Origin of the sequence: Psychrobacter sp. Ps2, assembly GCF_022129405.1 — a bacterium.
GTDB lineage: Bacteria > Pseudomonadota > Gammaproteobacteria > Pseudomonadales > Moraxellaceae > Psychrobacter.
The window spans coordinates 1-17788 of the sequence record NZ_JADQAM010000043.1; the positions used below are offsets into that span (position 1 = coordinate 1).

At 42.8% G+C, this 17788-nt stretch carries 13 protein-coding genes and 4 tRNA genes; 6 read left to right on the top strand and 11 right to left on the bottom strand.

The window, feature by feature from the left end; translation table 11 throughout:
- Positions 1-334: 334 nt before the first annotated feature.
- The 10 genes from I3254_RS04460 to I3254_RS04505 all read right to left on the bottom strand — a co-directional run bounded on the left by I3254_RS04460 (position 335) and on the right by I3254_RS04505 (position 8449).
- Complete coding sequence (locus I3254_RS04460) at positions 335-652, bottom strand: DUF6122 family protein (protein WP_102078394.1); 318 nt, start codon at positions 650-652, stop codon at positions 335-337.
- 209 nt (positions 653-861) lie between these two features.
- Positions 862-936, bottom strand: a tRNA-Thr gene (locus tag I3254_RS04465).
- Between the two features lie 103 nt (positions 937-1039).
- Positions 1040-1113 (bottom strand) — tRNA-Gly (locus tag I3254_RS04470).
- An 84-nt stretch (positions 1114-1197) separates the two neighbouring features.
- Positions 1198-1281 (bottom strand) — tRNA-Tyr (locus I3254_RS04475).
- Between the two features lie 67 nt (positions 1282-1348).
- A tRNA-Thr gene (locus I3254_RS04480) sits at positions 1349-1424 on the bottom strand.
- 192 nt (positions 1425-1616) lie between these two features.
- A complete protein-coding gene (trpE, locus tag I3254_RS04485) occupies positions 1617-3113 on the bottom strand; it encodes an anthranilate synthase component I (protein ID WP_238051628.1) in 1497 nt (498 codons plus the stop codon).
- A 175-nt stretch (positions 3114-3288) separates the two neighbouring features.
- On the bottom strand, positions 3289-4533 hold the full coding sequence (locus tag I3254_RS04490; protein ID WP_238051631.1) for an FHA domain-containing protein: 1245 nt from the start codon (positions 4531-4533) through the stop codon (positions 3289-3291).
- 157 nt (positions 4534-4690) lie between these two features.
- A complete protein-coding gene (locus tag I3254_RS04495) occupies positions 4691-5542 on the bottom strand; it encodes an RsiV family protein (protein ID WP_238051634.1) in 852 nt (283 codons plus the stop codon).
- A gap of 203 nt (positions 5543-5745) precedes the next feature.
- Positions 5746-7341, bottom strand: a complete 1596-nt coding sequence (locus tag I3254_RS04500) for a peptide chain release factor 3 (protein ID WP_102090519.1) — start codon at positions 7339-7341, stop codon at positions 5746-5748.
- 205 nt (positions 7342-7546) lie between these two features.
- Positions 7547-8449, bottom strand: coding sequence for a hypothetical protein (locus I3254_RS04505; RefSeq protein WP_238051637.1), 903 nt, complete (start codon positions 8447-8449; stop codon positions 7547-7549).
- A 268-nt stretch (positions 8450-8717) separates the two neighbouring features.
- Between I3254_RS04505 and I3254_RS04510 the strand changes: the two genes are divergently transcribed.
- The 4 genes from I3254_RS04510 (at position 8718) to I3254_RS04525 (ending at position 13860) form a co-directional block, all read left to right on the top strand.
- Complete coding sequence (locus I3254_RS04510) at positions 8718-9131, top strand: Ohr family peroxiredoxin (RefSeq protein ID WP_057758473.1); 414 nt, start codon at positions 8718-8720, stop codon at positions 9129-9131.
- Positions 9132-9394: 263 nt separating this feature from the next.
- Positions 9395-12373, top strand: a complete 2979-nt coding sequence (polA, locus tag I3254_RS04515; protein WP_238051640.1) for a DNA polymerase I — start codon at positions 9395-9397, stop codon at positions 12371-12373.
- 365 nt (positions 12374-12738) lie between these two features.
- Positions 12739-13197 carry a hypothetical protein gene (locus I3254_RS04520; protein WP_238051642.1) on the top strand — a complete coding sequence of 153 codons (459 nt, stop codon included), beginning with the start codon at positions 12739-12741 and terminating at the stop codon, positions 13195-13197.
- A gap of 288 nt (positions 13198-13485) precedes the next feature.
- On the top strand, positions 13486-13860 hold the full coding sequence (locus I3254_RS04525; protein ID WP_238051644.1) for a hypothetical protein: 375 nt from the start codon (positions 13486-13488) through the stop codon (positions 13858-13860).
- 114 nt (positions 13861-13974) lie between these two features.
- Here the strand turns inward: I3254_RS04525 and hemH are convergent, their stop codons facing one another.
- On the bottom strand, positions 13975-14994 hold the full coding sequence (hemH, locus tag I3254_RS04530) for a ferrochelatase (protein WP_238051649.1): 1020 nt from the start codon (positions 14992-14994) through the stop codon (positions 13975-13977).
- A gap of 488 nt (positions 14995-15482) precedes the next feature.
- Here hemH and I3254_RS04535 point away from each other — a divergent pair, with 488 nt between their 5' ends.
- Both I3254_RS04535 and metW read left to right on the top strand, forming a co-directional pair.
- Positions 15483-16832, top strand: a complete 1350-nt coding sequence (locus I3254_RS04535) for a homoserine O-acetyltransferase (protein ID WP_238051741.1) — start codon at positions 15483-15485, stop codon at positions 16830-16832.
- The gene (metW, locus tag I3254_RS04540; protein WP_057758464.1) at positions 16829-17437 is read left to right on the top strand and encodes a methionine biosynthesis protein MetW; all 609 of its coding nucleotides are present in this window, start codon (positions 16829-16831) and stop codon (positions 17435-17437) included. The genes I3254_RS04535 and metW overlap by 4 nt, the downstream gene beginning before the upstream one ends.
- Positions 17438-17788 lie beyond the last annotated feature (351 nt).

Here is a 17788-nt window from a genome sequence, read left to right on the forward strand (position 1 = left end):
CCGATTGTACCGACGTTGACGTGTGGCTTGTTACGTTCAAACTTGGCCTTTGCCATGGGTATTTCCTCTTTTTTTGGTGAATGATCAATAAAAAGCTGTTTAATGGCTCATAATAGAATTAAATCATCATAAACCTAGCTATCAACCGCACGAACCACTGCTTAAACAATGCTCCGAACTAATTCTTGTATCCGTTATTATACGCTGACTTGTCTTAAATAGTCATACATCTCTCAATCGAAATCAACTTCTCTCTAACTAGTAGATATAAAGCTCGATTGATTATAACCTTTCTTATAACCGTATAATTATCTTGATATGCAAGGTCGCGATATTAGCTGACCGACATCATCAAACAATCCGTAAAATCCGTTAACATATGGAACAGCAATCCAATTCCAATGATATTAAGAGGCTTACGAAGAAAGAGTAAAGCAAAATACACTAGCATCGCATAATAAGTATGTAACGGATGAAAATTAATGCTACATCTATTTGCCTGAAATATTGGGTTTGCTACCAGATGGTCTATATCAACCAGCATGGTCGCAAGCAAAATCAGATATGCTTTTTTCCACTCTTTTCTAAAAAACGCAATCGCAATAAAAAGAGGAAAACCAAAGTGCAAAAAATAATGTATTAATGTCTGCATACTGACCTATTAGTTTTAGTCTTCTCTATATAAGACCATCAAAACCAATATTTATTAATATACTGACAGCACTAAAAGGCAACACCTCAGTGTCACCTTTGAATCATTGTCTACCGCACTACTGTTATATATTTCAATATTCTATAATTTCGATATCGACGCAAAGTTATATAAATAGCAAAACAAGCATAAAAGGTATAAACAATAAATGGAGCTCATATCGAGAATTGAACTCGAGACCTCTCCCTTACCAAGGGAGTGCTCTACCGCTGAGCTATATGAGCGTATATTGAAACCTTTGAGTTGCACTAAAAAAAATATCACGATGCAGCAATAATTACTGACTCTCGTGATGATTTATTGTTATGCTTTGCGATGGTGTATATATGGAGCGGGTGGCGGGAATCGAACCCGCGTCATTAGCTTGGAAGGCTAAGGTGTTACCATTATACCACACCCGCATTTACTCTTATTCAGGATAACTCTAATCGAGAGTTATGAGATATAGAGAGTATGCTTGGCGCTATGACAAACTTTAGAAAATATGGTGGTGGGGGAAGGATTCGAACCTTCGAAGCTTTCGCGACAGATTTACAGTCTGTTGGGTTTGACCGCTCCCCAACCCCACCTTAGGTTGCTTTGAACAAAAATGACTTACATTTAAGACAAATTCATAAAAAGCTACTTTAAGAGAGATGGTGCCGACTGCCGGGATCGAACTGGCGACCTACTGATTACAAGTCAGTTGCTCTACCAACTGAGCTAAGTCGGCTTGTTCTCTTAAAGTGGTGGCTATTCTATCAAATTTTTTGAGATGCGCAAGTACTTTTTCATCTTTTTTTAAATTAATTTGATATAAATATTTAAGTCACTGATTAAGCTAGTTTTTTTATAAATAAAAATATGGCAATAAATTGGCTTTTTACTTGCAGCCTTTATTTTTGCCACATCACTGGCTATTTAATTAGCGAATACGCAAGCCATTACAGGCCATTTCTACCGCTTTTATTAGGGCCAATGCTTTTTTATTGGTTTCATCCCATTCTTTTTCTGGTACAGAATCAGCAACAACCCCTGCTCCGGCTTGAATATGTATCTCACCACGGCGCATCACCGCAGTACGGATAGCAATGGCCGTGTCCATATTACCATTCCAACCTAAATAACCAACTGAACCACCAAATACTGTTCGACGTACTGGTTCTATCTCATCGATGATTTGCATGGCGCGGATTTTGGGTGCACCCGATAGCGTACCAGCTGGGAAAGTGGCACAAAATACATCTAGTGCATCTTTGTCAGCTCGTATCGTACCCTCAACGTTAGATGCGATATGCATCACTTGTGAGTAGCGCTCTATAAACATCTTTTCTGTGACTTTGACACTGCCATACTCGCAAACGCGGCCAATATCATTGCGACCCAAATCAATGAGCATCAAATGCTCGGCCGTTTCCTTCTCATCATTTAACAGATCTTGCTCAAGCGCTAGGTCTTCAGCCTCATCTCGGCCACGTTGCCGTGTCCCTGCCAGCGGCCTTACCGTCACTTTGCCATTTTCGATACGGGATAGGATTTCAGGAGAAGCACCGATAATATCAAAGCGTTTGTGATCGTCGAGTGTATAACCATGCACCAAAAACAGATATGGTGATGGATTTAGGTAGCGAAGCGCACGATAGACGGCTAGAGAGTCACCTGTATAGTCCGCGGTCAAGCGCTGCGCTGGTACTACCTGCATGACGTCACCTGCGGCAATGTAATCTTTTATTTTATTGACATCGCTACAGTATTTTTCGGCACCTGTTTGCGATATAAATTTAGGCGTAGGCTTTACAGGTGCGCGCAAGTTAGACGGTTCTGCTAGCTTTTCCTCGATTTGTTCTAGCTCACGGATAGCTGAACTATAGCCATCTTCAGACTGACAATCAGCATAAACGATGATTGATAGCGTATTCTCTAAATTATCAAATACAATCACGCTCATCGAAAGCATCAGCCACATATCTGGCATCGACATTGGATTGGGCGCATCAGATAAGCCGACACTTTGCTCAATAATACGTACCATATCGTAGCCAAAGTAACCGACTAGACCGCCGCTAAAGCTCGGCATCGTCGGCACATCTTCAGCGGTTGGCATATGATATTGCGCCATCAGCTCACGCAGGTAATCAAAGGGATTCTCTACTGACTCTGTATCGATATGCTCGTTTCGTTTGGTCGTCATATTGCCATCAGCGTACTGCAAAATCAGATCACTACCCAATCCAATCATGGAGTATCGTGCCCAGCGCTCACCGCCTACCACAGACTCAAACAGATAGGCAGAGCCATTTAGGTCACGCACTTTTGAGAATACAGATACGGGAGTCTGCGCATCCATCAGACGCTTTTTTACTAGCGGTGCGTGACTAAAGCCTCTATCTCTAAAAGCTTGGTATTCTTCAAAAGTCATCATAATAGCGCTCTCTTAGCACCTTATAGGCAATAACAAAACTATAAGCTGCTCTATAAAATATAGCGCCAATATTCGCTAAAATATCGACGCTATAATGAGTCATTTGTTTAAAAAACGGTAAGCACAATAAGGCTCTCTATCAAAAATTACGACAAAGACCGAGTGTAAAATTGAATTATGCACCGCCCATATTAAACAACCATAAGGCCAAACCGATAATTAGAATGGTCACAAATACCCATATAAACCAGCCGCCGCTCGCTTTTTTCTCTACATGACCTGCATGTGCAGGGTTGCTGATTTCTTGATCCATCGCATTGTTGCCTTCGGTACCAAGATCGCGCGGCTGCCCTAAATTAGCCGTGCCTGAAAACTGTGCACTAGCTGCTTGTTTGGCTTTTAAAACTTCAGGGTCAGCTTCTTCTTGTAACTCTGTTTTTGTCGTTTTGTCGTGTTCGTCTTGGACTGCTGGCTCTTCATGCATTACTGGCTCTTCATGCACTGCTGGCTGCTCTTCATGCACTGCTGGCTGCTCTTCTACCACTGGCGCGCTATCAGTAGATGCTGTCTTTGGTGGCTCTGTAGTCGTCACAGCCTCTGTTTGGGTTGCTGTTGGTACAGATGCGTCAGCTACTACTTCTGTAGCAACTGGCGTGTCTTCTACTGGCGTAGGCGATGCTGCATCCGCGTCAGACAGTACTTCATCAATCCCTGTTTTTTTGACAACTGGCTCTGTAGCAACGGCTTCTTCAGTAGCTAGCTCTTCAACAGCTGGTTCTTCAACAGCCGGTTCAACGGTTTCGTGCGTAGGGGTTACTGATTCTTCGGTCATATCTGAGCCGGCATCTACAGATAAAGATTCTACAGGTACAGTATCATCTGTAGCAGGCAACATTTCTTCGATGCCAGTCTCTTTGATCACTGGCTCATTAACTGTTTGCTCTATGATCGGCTCTTCCTCAAGAACGCTTTCCTCAATTATCTGATCTTCAGTCACAGGCTCACTAGCAGTAGTTTCCAGCACGGCAGCTGTGTCAGCATTTTCATGTGCATCTGCTACTAACTCCTCTGTGGTCACTGACGCAGCAGATGCCTGTACTTGAAAGCTAAAACTTGCAAAGCCAAGCGTATCGTCTGCTTTTAGATGACTAGATTCATTACCTGCAATACGTTGCTCATTGATAAACGTGCCATTAGAAGAATCTAAGTCTTTTACGTACAGCTGACCATCTAGCACACTGAGCACTGCATGGTTGCGAGAAACCTGCTTGCTACCTAGCACTACGTCGTTGTCACTACCACGACCTATAGATGAGCTATCACTAACCGTCAGTGTCAGGTCACCTAATGCTTCCGTCAATGCATTCAGCTGCCAAGTTGTACTTGCTGCCGTATTCATACTATCTGTCTCGTTTGTCATGTTATAACTCCTTATTTTTCTATTGAATATCCAATGATGCTAAAAATAATAACTCTAAAATATTACTGCCAATTTATGATAAGTATTGTCGCTATTTTTTTAATAATATTTGCCTAGCACGGTTTATTAAGTACTTTCCTCAAACACCATACAGCATTTACTTTGGTATAAAGCGAGGTTTTATAACTTTATCAAGCTTGCTATACGGTATATTAAGGACAGGCATACCGTAAGCGTATGGACCGATAGAATAATGCTGGTAACGAATGCTAACGCCTGTATCAGTCAAGGTCACATTATCGCTTAACGTAAATGGCCAGTTTTTCTCATAACTGCTCACGTCTTCGGCAACCGTTTTAACCCATCCTTTATACGCATCATAGGCAAGCGCCTCAAAACGAGGTTTTTTACCTGAGATAAGCATATCGTCAAGCGTGACTTGCTTTTTGGTACTTGGGTCAAACACTAGGTACTCGCTATAAGGCATGCCGTGTGCACCGCCCGTATAGACATAGGAACTAATCTCAAACAGTTCAAACTCATCGACATGACCTAGATAATTGGGCGTTACCATCAGATTATAACCCCACGACACATCATCAGGCATATCTCGGAATTGCGAGCTCACAAAGCTATCAAGAGCATCCGTAATTTCTTTTTCGCTGCTTTCACCCTTGATAGGTGCTGACTCTGTCATCTGACTATTGACGACTAAGTTATCGATACGGGCATTGGCAATCTCATCTATCCAGTTTTGACTACTTTTGAGATATTTAACTTCAATCTCTGGACAGTTATCACGCTTGTCACATGTCTCTTGTATATTACTGGGTAGTTGATACGGTAGATATTCAGTGCTACTAAGAAAGCTTCCTGCATTTACCGACATACTAACGGCACTTAATAATAGGCTGCCAGTCAACATAGCAATTGAACGTCTCTGGCTTACCTTTATCGAAAATAGATCAGCCGATATAGATTTATCATCAGTTTGAGTCGTAGTGTGCATATGTCCTCTTTTATAAATATAAAATGTTGTTTATCATTCTACCGTAACAATTGCACTGTATTGTAGGAACACTGTTTGTGTTTTTAAGGTTCTGTTGACAATTAAATGCTTATCTCCTCGCATTTATCACATAAATAACAGACAATAAAAAAGACACGGCTAGCGTGTCTTAATAGATAAACAATACAGCGATGTGGCTGATTTTAATGCTCACGCGTACTGCTAAAAGTCACTTCTGGATAACGATCTTGCATCAACTGTAAGTTAACACGTGATGGTGCAAGGTACGTTAAATAACCACCACCATCTATTGATAATTGGTCATGAGCTTTCTTCTTGAACTTCGCCAATGCTACTTCATCATCGCAATGAATCCAGCGTACCGTAGCTATCGATACTGGCTCAAAGGTACATTGAACCTTGTACTCTTCTTTGAGACGATGCGCGACCACCTCAAACTGTAGGACACCGACCGCACCCAAAACCAAATCATTATTAATCTGCGGCATAAAGACCTGCGTTGCGCCCTCTTCACTTAATTGTTGAAGACCTTTTTGCAGAGCTTTTGATTTAAGCGGATCTTTTAGTACCACACGGCGGAACAATTCAGGAGCAAAATGCGGAATACCGGTAAAGCTTAACTCTTCGCCTTCAGTGAAGCTGTCACCGATGGAGATGGTGCCATGGTTATGCAAACCAATGATATCACCCGGATAGGCTTCTTCTAGCGCCTCGCGGTCACCTGCTAAAAAGGTCAGCGCATCAGCAATACGTACGTCTTTCCCCAGACGCACATGTTTCATTTTCATGCCCTTCTCGTACTTACCAGAGCACACTCGCAAGAACGCAATACGGTCACGGTGACGCGGATCCATATTGGCCTGAATCTTAAAGACGAAGCCTGTAAAATCTGTCTCGGTGGCTGATACTTCACGCTCAGTCGTTGGATGAGCTTTTGGCGGCGGTGCATACTTGACTAAGGTATCAAGTACCATGTTTACCCCAAAGTTACCCAATGCCGTACCAAACAATACTGGCGTCATCTCGCCAGCCAAAAATGCGTCAACACTGAACTCTTCTAACGCCATCTGTACCAGCTCAAGCGACTCTTCAAAAGCGTCAAACATCAACTGTCCTAGACGCTCACGGATATCTGGATAATCGTAGCCTTCTCGGGTCTCAGAGACCGTCATCTTGCCGCCATTACCTTTTTCATAAAAGTAAGTTTTATTTTCAGTCAGATGATAGACACCGATGAAGTCTTGACCCATACCGATAGGCCAAGTCACTGGGATACATTTGATTTTTAGAACGGCTTCGATTTCGCTAAGCAATTCAAGCGGCTCACGAATCTGACGATCTAGCTTGTTGACGAATGAGATGATAGGTGTATCGCGCATACGACACACTTCCATCAGCTTGATGGTTCGTTCTTCGACACCTTTTGCGCCATCGACCATCATCAGCGCACTATCCACTGCGGTCAAAGTGCGGTAGGTATCTTCACTAAAGTCGGCGTGACCTGGGGTATCTAGTAGGTTGACCATATGGTCTTTATACGGAAACTGCATGACAGACGTCGTAATCGAGATACCACGCTCTTGTTCCATGCTCATCCAATCTGAGGTTGCATGACGATCTGTCTTACGGCCTTTTACTTCGCCCACTACCTGAATCGCTTGACCCCACAACAGGAGTTTTTCGGTCATGGTGGTCTTACCAGCATCGGGATGCGAGATAATGGCAAAGGTGCGGCGCTTAGCAACTTCTTTGTTTAATTTCTTTGGATCTACGCTCATAATTTTCAGCTTCAACAGTTATGTGATTTAGAAGTGACTCTAAATAAATAAAATAAATAATGGGCGTATTGTAGCGGATTTAGCATCAGGGTGCAGAATTAGCGTATAAAAAAACACGCTCCGTTATTTCAACGAAGCGTGTTTTTGGGCTTTTAAATTGCGATTATCCTGCTTAATTAGCGCGACTAATAACCATCACTCCATCTCAATAGTAGCGTTCTATTTGCTCAGCCAAGAAATCGCCAGCTACTTCATTGACGATTATACAATCAACTACGTCAAAACGACTGTCTGTGTTCGGGTCAGTGCTACCTTTGGCGACATAGTTTGCCTCATAGACGTCTTTTCCATACTCAACACCGCTATATTCATAAGCAGGCTGATCATCGTATTCGAAAAACATGACTTGCGCGGCTTGTTGCTGATTGCCTACGCCCACTCCGAACTGAGAAGTTCTATGATCTCTATCAGCACTAAAGCGGGTTTTGGCCACTTCAATCCACCTCTCTATGGAGGCGTATCCAGTCTTGTTTTTATCATTAAAAGCCAAAAACGAACGCTCACTGGTTACCACAGGGATATAACAAACTGACCCTTCAGGAAAAGCAACATTGGTCGGAATTTCAGAATAATTATTTAAGTCGGTAATAATACCGTATCTATTGTTCACGTTTGTACTAGCAACATAGCTGTTCGCATGCAAACCCGATAAGTTGAGCGTCTTATAAATGGTTTTGTATTCTAGCTGGTTATTGGTGTTTTTTTCATAGATGGGGCGTTTGACCGTCCGATTATTAACCTCGATGTCTTTATTTTCAAGTCGACCCTCGAAATCATCTGCCAGTACGGTTCTGTCTAAATCATTCAGGCTTTGATTGCTATAACTGTTGATGAGATTGGTTGTTTTGATCTCGCGCGCACCAGTACGATACGTCTCGTCAATTCGCGCAATTGCCGTAGCATTGGCTTTGCTATCATAACTATTAGCAAAGCTTGTCAATGTAATCTTGCTACTAGCCGTCCCATAAGCGCCGTCTTCTTCTTCGCACCCTATCAAAGCGAGCGTCGTCAAAAAGCAAACACTAGGTATCGCAATCCATCTATTCATCAAACAATGTCCTTATGATTCAGATTTCTATTATCTGTACTGATAACGTATATATGGCTCATTACCGCTATTGTACCTCTTTGACAACTGTACGATAAGATTGTAAATCTAAAAACGAATAAAACTGAGCCCGAAATCTCATTTACAAACTAGCAGTATATATTTACTCTCTATGCACTGAGCTGCGTGAGCGATTTGTTATGCTAGGTTTCATATTAAGATTTACCACTTAAATATAAACATAAAAACTCACAACAAAGGATGTGTCATGAAATCTTTATACTCTACCAAATCTACTGTTACTGGCGGCCGCATGGGTACAGCAACCTTAAGCGATAGTGACCTTGAAATCAATATGGTACCACCAGGCGGTAATGAAAAAGGTAATAACCCTGAGCAATTACTGGCGATGGGTTATGGCGCTTGTTTTGATGGCGCTTTAGGCGTGGTCAAAAAAATGGAAAGCGCAACATTTGGCTCAACTGTTGAGACCTCTGTAGACCTGTTACAAGGTGATAATCATGAATATAAGCTTGCCGTAAAAATTCACGTCATCGCTGATAATACAGACCTATCTGCTGACGAGATTCAAAAATTGGTCGAAAAAGCGCATGAAGTATGCCCATATTCGAAAGCAACCAGCGGTAACATCGATGTCGAAGTCTCATCAGAAGTAAAATAATGCATTCAAAGATTTCTTATCAACTATTTAATAACAAATAGTTGATAGTCATCAGACATTAAAAGAACTCAGTTTATCTGGGTTCTTTTTTTGTTTTTACCAATTCATTTGTCTCGGAAATAGAATATCGAAAACTCAGTGTAGATTTCAATAAAAAAGAACACGATAGAACATCTCGTAACGGTTAAGCAGTTCGGCACACGATGATTTTATCGTTATAATAAGCGTATATATTTTTATCTAATAGCTGATAAGTGACTTTTATGACTGATGACATAGCTGACAATACCACCGATAACGACCACAACTCTCACCAAGCGCTTGACCCCAAAGCACTACCGAACTTCGATACCATGCCTAATGTGGCGCTGATGGATACCAGTCATGTAGACAAAGATCAGCCGCCTTTTATTTTAGTTGATGGCTCCTATTATCTGTTCCGCACTTATCACGCCTTGCCAAAAACCATGCAAAACTCGCAGGGTCTAATCACCAATGCGATACGCGGTACACTCAACGCACTACTAAAGCTGATGCGTCGCTATCATCCTACTCACATGGCTGTTTGCTTCGATACCAAATCACCGACTTTTCGCCATCATATGTCTGCTGATTACAAGGCCGCTCGTCCACCCATCGATGTCGAGCTAGTAGAGCAAATTCCTTATATTCATCGTTTGGTCACTGCATTAGGTATTCCGCTGTTACGTATCGAAGGTGCAGAGGCCGATGATATCATCGGTACACTTGCCCATCGCGCTGTCGAGCAAGGTCATCATGTGGTCATCTCAACGGGTGATAAAGACATGATGCAGCTGGTCAACGACTGCGTAATATTGGAAGACAGCTTTACGGGTAAAGTCACGGATACGCCAGCGGTAATCGATAAATTTGGCATTAACCCAAATCAAATGATCGATTTCTTAACGCTAATGGGCGATGCCTCTGACGGCATCAAAGGCGTACCTGGTATCGGTAAAAAGACCGCTAAAGACCTGCTCGTTGAGTATGGTGATATCGAAAACATGCTCAAGCACATTGGCTTTATCAAAGGTCGCGGGGCGAAAGGTCTGATCGAACACGCCGACGATATTCCTTTTAACAGAAAGCTTGCTACCATCGTCACCAACTTAGCCATCGGTCAAAATTGGAATGATCTAAAAATCAATACCGACCCTTGTGCGCATATAGACGAATTGCGCGACTTATATAATGAGCTTGAGTTTAGAAATGAGCTGGCATCGCTTGATCATCCAAATCATCCTGCCAATGGCTCTAAAAGTGTTGCTGATAGCCAAGCCGATACTGAGTCACAGGCACAGGTGGCAAAATCGCTCCAATCAACCAAGAGCGACAACATCAAAGACAGCACTAACCATGATAAAGCGTGGCACACTGTACTCGATGAGCCAGCGTTTGATAGCTTGGTCGAATTGTTAGAAGCTGCTCCGCATTTTGTCATTGATACCGAAACCACTAGCGTTCATTGGCGCGATGCACAAATTGTCGGTTTATCTTTCGCATTGCAAGCACACGAAGCCTATTACATTCCGCTTACGCATAGCCTAGAAGGTGATGAGCTAATAGCCAAGCAGCTTGATCGCGATACAGTATTAGCTCGCTTAAAACCTGTCTTAGAAAATCCAAATATCGGTAAAATCGGTCAGCATCTAAAGTATGATGCGCACATCCTCGCTCACTATGATATTGATCTAGTTGGCGCCATACATGAGCAGCCAAATAACTGGGCAATGGACACCATGCTTGCCAGCTATGTCATCAATGCGGCAGCTACTCGCCACGGTATGGATGATTTGGCACGTCATTATCTACAAACGCAAACCATCAGCTTTGAAGATGTGGCAGGTAAAGGCGCTAAGCAAGTTACCTTTGACCAAGTGGCCATCGATATCGCGAGCGACTATGCGTGTGAAGATGCCGACATCACCTATCAGTTATTTGACGTGTTCAGCGTTGAGCTGGCTAACGATGCCAATAATGCCAAACTGTTACACGAGCTAGAGATTCCAACAGCAGAGATACTTTGCCAAATGGAAGCGCATGGTATTTTGATTAAACGTTCATTCTTAAACGAGCTATCAAAACGCTTCGACGAAGAAATCATCGCCCTAGAGAAGCGCGCCTATGAAGTGGCAGGTGAAGAGTTTAACTTAGGCTCTCCTAAGCAGCTCGGTGAGATGCTGTTTGAAAAGCTGGGCGTGCCGGGCGGCAAAAAAACCAAGTCTGGTCAATACTCGACTGGTGAGGCGGTACTATCAAAAATCGATCATCCATTGGTCGATATTACGCTAGAGTATCGTGGATTATCTAAGCTCAAAAGTACTTATACCGATGCGCTGGATAATGTCGCAGATAGCGAAACCGATCGTGTGCACACTAGCTACCATCAGGCATTAACGAGCACTGGGCGTTTGTCCTCAACAGATCCTAACTTACAAAATATCCCAATTCGTACTGCGACTGGTCGCCTCATTCGTCAAGCCTTTATCGCCCCAGAAGGTCGCGTTATTTTGGCAGCGGATTATTCACAAATTGAGTTGCGTCTAATGGCGCATTTCTCAGGTGATAAAAACCTAACTCATGCCTTTAACGAAGGATTAGATATTCACGCGGCCACCGCTGCCGAAGTACTTAGTAAGGATGTCGCAGACGTCACCTCGACCGAGCGTCGTAATGCTAAAGCCATTAACTTTGGTCTGCTATACGGGATGAGTGCCTTTGGACTTGCCAAGCAACTACAGATGAGCCGCGGCGAAGCACAAGACTATATTGATATGTACTTTGAGCGCTATCCAGGCGTCAAAAACTATATGATCAATACGCGTGCCAGCGCCTATGAGCAAGGTTATGTCGAGACGATATTAGGTCGTAAGCTCTATACGCCTGATATCAATCATAGTAACCGTATGGTCAAGCAAGGTGCTGAGCGCGCGGCGATTAACGCCCCACTACAAGGCTCTGCTGCTGATCTAATCAAGCTTGCTATGATTGCCGTTGATAAAGTGTTGCCAAAAGAGCAAGCCAAAATGCTGCTACAGGTTCACGATGAATTGGTGTTCGAAGTAGATGTCGATAAAGTAGACGAAGTTAGCCAGCTGATTACTGACGCTATGCAAGATGTCTTAACGACTACAGCAGTAGAAAAAGGCTGGAATGTCGACTTTGCAGTGCCTTTATTAGTCGAGACTGATAGCGGTCAAAACTGGGATGAGGCGCATTAATCACTCACTGATATTTTATTAAGCATGCAAGGTACGATTATCGATGTACCTTGCAGATATGAGAGTTTTTGATAACTGATACTACAATAAGTCATTATATATTGTTTATATTAACAATCACTTATGACCAGTTAGTTATATTTCATAACAGTAATATCTAAATATGGGGTTTATAATAGGTCATCTGTTAAACCCTAACTATTCGATATTTTTTGCTTTAAAGTGAGCCTTTGGGCTCACTTTTTTGTTTTTAACACATTCTTTTTGATACGCAGGAGCCAGTTATTTTGAGTTCAGATGGCATCGTTGAAGTCCCTGGAATTATACTTTTGATAGTATGCCTATTGCGCAGTTCACAGTATTTTATGAAAAGTCATGTCAAACAAATTAAGGCTTTTTGGCTAGGAGCCGTACTTATATTTGTCTCTGTCATTCGTCGAGAGTTGAACTATCTACCAGACTTACTGGTTCCAAGCGATTTTTTGATGCTTGGTCAGTCTTATGACTGGTGGGAGGACAGCGTCCTTACCCTTATCTATCTCGTCGCCCTTGGTTTGCTGGTCTACTCGAGGCATTACCTATGGGCAGTGCTAAAAAACGTACCCGTTTCGCTCTATCTTAGCGTTACTGTACTGGCTATCATTCAGTACATGGGTGAGAACGCTATTGTGTTCCCGCATACATTTGGTGAAATTGTCGAAGAGCTGGCTGAGACTGCCATTTATGGTATTGCCTTGACCTATTTATGGCAATTTAAACTGGCTGACTATGAGTCATGTCTGGTACAGAAGTTAAATTATAAGTTCGACCACGCCAATAATTAACACTATAAGTTTGATTATTTATGTAGCGACTTTGCTATCTTACAAAGATTTAGCACAAATTTTATAAATAATTACGGCTACTCATCTTGAGTAGTCGTTTTGCATTCTAATCATCGTCTTACATTTTTTGAACATCCTGTCACACCTTACTACTAGTGAAAAGTTGATTAAGCGTACAAACTGAGAGGCATATTATCTACATTGCAATGAGCGATGATCTGATAAGCCAGTGCGATATTTTTACTTCTAATGATGGCAACGTCTAATAACTACAATAAGGAATTATTCATGGAAAACTCAAAAAACCCACTACCAGAAGAGATGGATCATATTGATGGTAACCGTCGTGACAACAATGACAGCGTCGATAATTTAGATAGCAATAATCAGGATGAACAAGACAACCAATTGGTTGATTTGGATAATCCTATGCTGCATACCATCGATAACGATGATGTGATTGATAATAGTGCAGGATTTAATAACTCAGAAGTCGGTAGTGATGCGACCCAAGGACTAACACCTGCGCATCGTCAAAATATCGATGAGTCACGTGTCGATGAGATTTTGGTTCAAGACAACCTTGATGACAGCGATTATCCAGATGCGATGGATATTGTTGATAGAGAAGCGGCCGAACGTAGCAACGATGATGATTTTTAGCACTTAATACGATTGTTGTTCTACCCCTCTAAACAAAAAAAGCACGCTTAACTATATTAAGCGTGCTTTTTTTATTCTACTATTCAACTTACTAAAACAGCGACTTTCGATTATCTAAACCCAGCCATCTAATGTACCAGCCCAACCTTTTACTAGAGGCAAGCTCAACGCTTCAAGCAATTCAATATGTGTTTCATCAAGGTTTAGTGCAGGAATATAATGATACTCTTGCCCGCCAGCATTAAGGAAGTTGTCACGGTTTTCAATGGCTAACTCTTCTAGTGTCTCTAGACAGTCTGCTGAAAACGCCGGACTGATTACCTGTACCGAGCTCACACCTGACTTACCCCAATCTTCCAACACCACATCGGTATACGGCTTGACCCACTCTTGCTTACCAAAGCGTGACTGGAAACTGATAATCCATTCGTCATCGTTCAGGCCAAGCTCATGTGCCACTTGTGCAGCGGTACATTTACAGCGCTTAGGATACGGATCACCTTTATCAGCATAAGGCTGCGGAATACCATGAAAACTAAACATTAACTTTTCAGGCTTGCCATGCTTCTCTTGAAAACGGCGAATAGAGTTGGCCAAAGCTTGAATATATAGCGGATGGGCAAAGTAGTCTTTGACAATCGTATAATTTGGCAAGTTGCGTTGCTTGAGCGTCCACTTCGTCAGCGCATCATATACAGCACCGCCTGAAGAGGCAGAGTACTGTGGAAACAACGGCAGTATGACAAAGTGATCAACCCCTTCACCACGTAGCGCGTCCATGACATCAGGCAAACCAGGATTACCATAGCTCATCGCAGGATGCACAGAGACACGAAACGGTGCCACACTATCGGCCAAACGTGGTTCTAATAGCCCAACTTGGCTTTTTAGTATTTTACGAATCGGTGAGTCACCTTCCCAAATGCTCGCATAAGCCTTTGCTACGCGTTTAGGACGACTGGGCAAGACAAATAGATTCAGAATAATAGCCCATAGGAATTTGGGAATCTCGATCACTCGTGGGTCTGACAAAAACTGTTTGAGGTAGCGACGTACGGCAGGTGCCGTTGGCTCATCTGGCGTACCAAGATTCACTAACAAAACGGCAATACGTGGGGGCAATTTAGGTTTCATAGCAGCACTTTATTAGCAGTAAGTTATTAAGGGTTAGGTCAAAGTAATAAGAGACGATACTGTTAAGACATAGTTGAATAGACATCTCATTAGTGTAGCATTTTATCCATTAATGACGCGGGCTAAAAGCGCCCCTATACAATTTGATACGCAGTTGCTATTTATTAACTCTTGATTACTTGATGCTAGGACTTGTTCATTATTTGCCTATGGCGAATTTTACATACAAACTATGATCGATACGCTCGAAAGGCGCGCTCGACGGTTGTACTCCAACGCGCATCACCATACAATAGGCAGGCCCAGTTTATAAAAACCGTGTAGGTAAAATAGCCTGTTAGTAACGTGCCATTTTGCTTTTATTTTATTGATGATTGTAGTCTTGCGAGGTAGCTTTGAACGCACGCTCTGATAATACCAGTGACCAGCATCCTAATTCACAACCTCACCCTAATAGCTCAGCCGATACCGACAGTGCTGTAGGGTCTGTGGGTGTCGTTACGCCTCAGAATTTTCATTTTGCTGAGCCCTTAACGTTAGAATGCAACCGTACCCTACCCTCGTTTGACTTGATGGTAGAGACTTACGGTACGCTCAATAGCGACAAATCAAATGCAATTCTGATTTGCCACGCGTTGTCCGGCAATCATCATGCAGCTGGCTTCCATAGCTCTGATGACAAAAAAGCAGGCTGGTGGGACAATATGATTGGTCCCAATAAAGCAATTGATACCAATCAGTTTTATGTGGTGTGTGTCAATAACATCGGCAGCTGTTTTGGTTCAACAGGGCCTACCACTATTAACCCTGATAGCGTTGATTCGGATAGTGTTAGTTCGGACAGCCTTGATTCAAATAGTAGCGATGAGCCGCAAGTGTATGGCCCTGATTTTCCGCTGATCACCATCAAAGACTGGGTGAAAACCCAAGCCATGCTTTCAGATCGTTTAGGCATCGACGTTTGGCATGCGATTGTCGGCGGCTCAATGGGTGGCATGCAAGCGCTACAATGGTCTGTTGATTATCCAGAGCGGTTAAAGCGCTGTGTGGTCATCGCCAGTACGCCAAAGCTATCTGCTCAAAATATCGCCTTTAACGAAGTGGCGCGCCAATCTATATTATCCGATCCTGACTTTAAAGACGGGCGCTATATACAAGAAGGCACTTATCCTCGTCGCGGACTGATATTGGCGCGTATGGTTGGGCATATTACCTATTTAACTGATGACGCGATGAAAGCCAAATTTGGCCGTGATTTAAAATCAGGTAAATTCATGTATGGCTACGATGTTGAATTTCAGGTCGAAAGCTACCTACGCTATCAAGGCGAGCGCTTTAGTGAAAACTTTGATGCCAATACTTATCTACTCATGACTAAAGCCTTAGATTACTTTGATCCGACGCGCGACTACCCATCAACCGTAGCAAAAGATACTACAGAGTCGGCAGTGCAAATAGAAGACTCAATCGCGGCGTCAGTCGAATCTAGCAAAGCCAAGGCACAGAGTGAGTTAGAAGATGCGGTCACGACGATTGAAGATATTGAGTCTGATCGTCAACAAGAGCTTTCTGCGCTTAAAGCTGCCTTTGCTCATACACAATGCCAATATCTGGTCGTATCATTCACCACTGACTGGCGCTTTGCACCTGAGCGCTCGCAAGAGATTGTCGATGCGCTGATGGCCACTGGCAAACCAGTCAGCTATATCAATATTGACGCGCCGCACGGACATGACTCATTCTTGTTTGATATTCCTCGCTACATGGGTGCGGTTAAAGGGTTTTTGACTGCGCCATTTATTACCCCTAGCCGCCCAGCCACAGGAGAGCGCTCATGAGAATGGATCACCAACTGGCAGAGCGCTGGATTGCGCCGCAAGCACATGTACTGGACTTAGGTTGTGGCAATGGCGAGCTACTTGCCCACTTACAGCAAAAACTAGGCGTAACAGGTTACGGACTAGAGATTGATGAAGACAAAATCAATGAGGCAATTGGCAATGGCTTATCAATTGTCGAGCAGGATCTCAACGATGGTCTAGCTCGTTTTGCTGATAACAGCTTTGACACGGTCGTCATGGCACGTGCCCTGCAAGCAGTAAAAGCACCTGATGAGTTGTTGCTTGATATGCTGAGAGTTGCTCGTGAAGCAGTCATCACCTTCCCTAACTTTGCGCATTGGCAAAACCGTATCCATTTAGGGCTAAAAGGTATGATGCCTGTCTCTGAAGCGCTGCCTTACGAATGGTACAACACACCAAACATTCACCTATGTACTTTCAAAGATTTTGAACTGTTATGTGCGCAGCATGATATTCATATTATTAATCGTTTTGCGGTTAGTGATTCTGAAAAAGGTCACACACCGCTAATGAAAGCGTTAATTAGGCAAGCGCCGAACTTGTTAGCAGACGTCGCTATCTACCGAGTGACCAAGAAATAGCCGATAAATCATTAGCTATCTTTGTATTTTATAGACTGCTAAACAGTACTTTACGAGTTGGTATTAACCTTAATAGATTGTTAACTTAATATAATTTTTTAGTAACTGTCTGATTTTGTTAAGGACAATCAGGTACAAACGTCTATGTGACCTTGTAATTAGTATTTGAGTTTCGTAAGTTTGGGTGTTAAGCTAGCAAAATATTGTCAGCCACCCCACTATTACGACCGTTTGTCTAATCAGTTAGGGTGAAATCTCTGATTTAGAGATGACAACCCCCTTTTGCTAATGATTAGGTAAGTTCATATCGCAAGATTACACCTAATTGTTATCGCCGTCTGACTGTCTTTA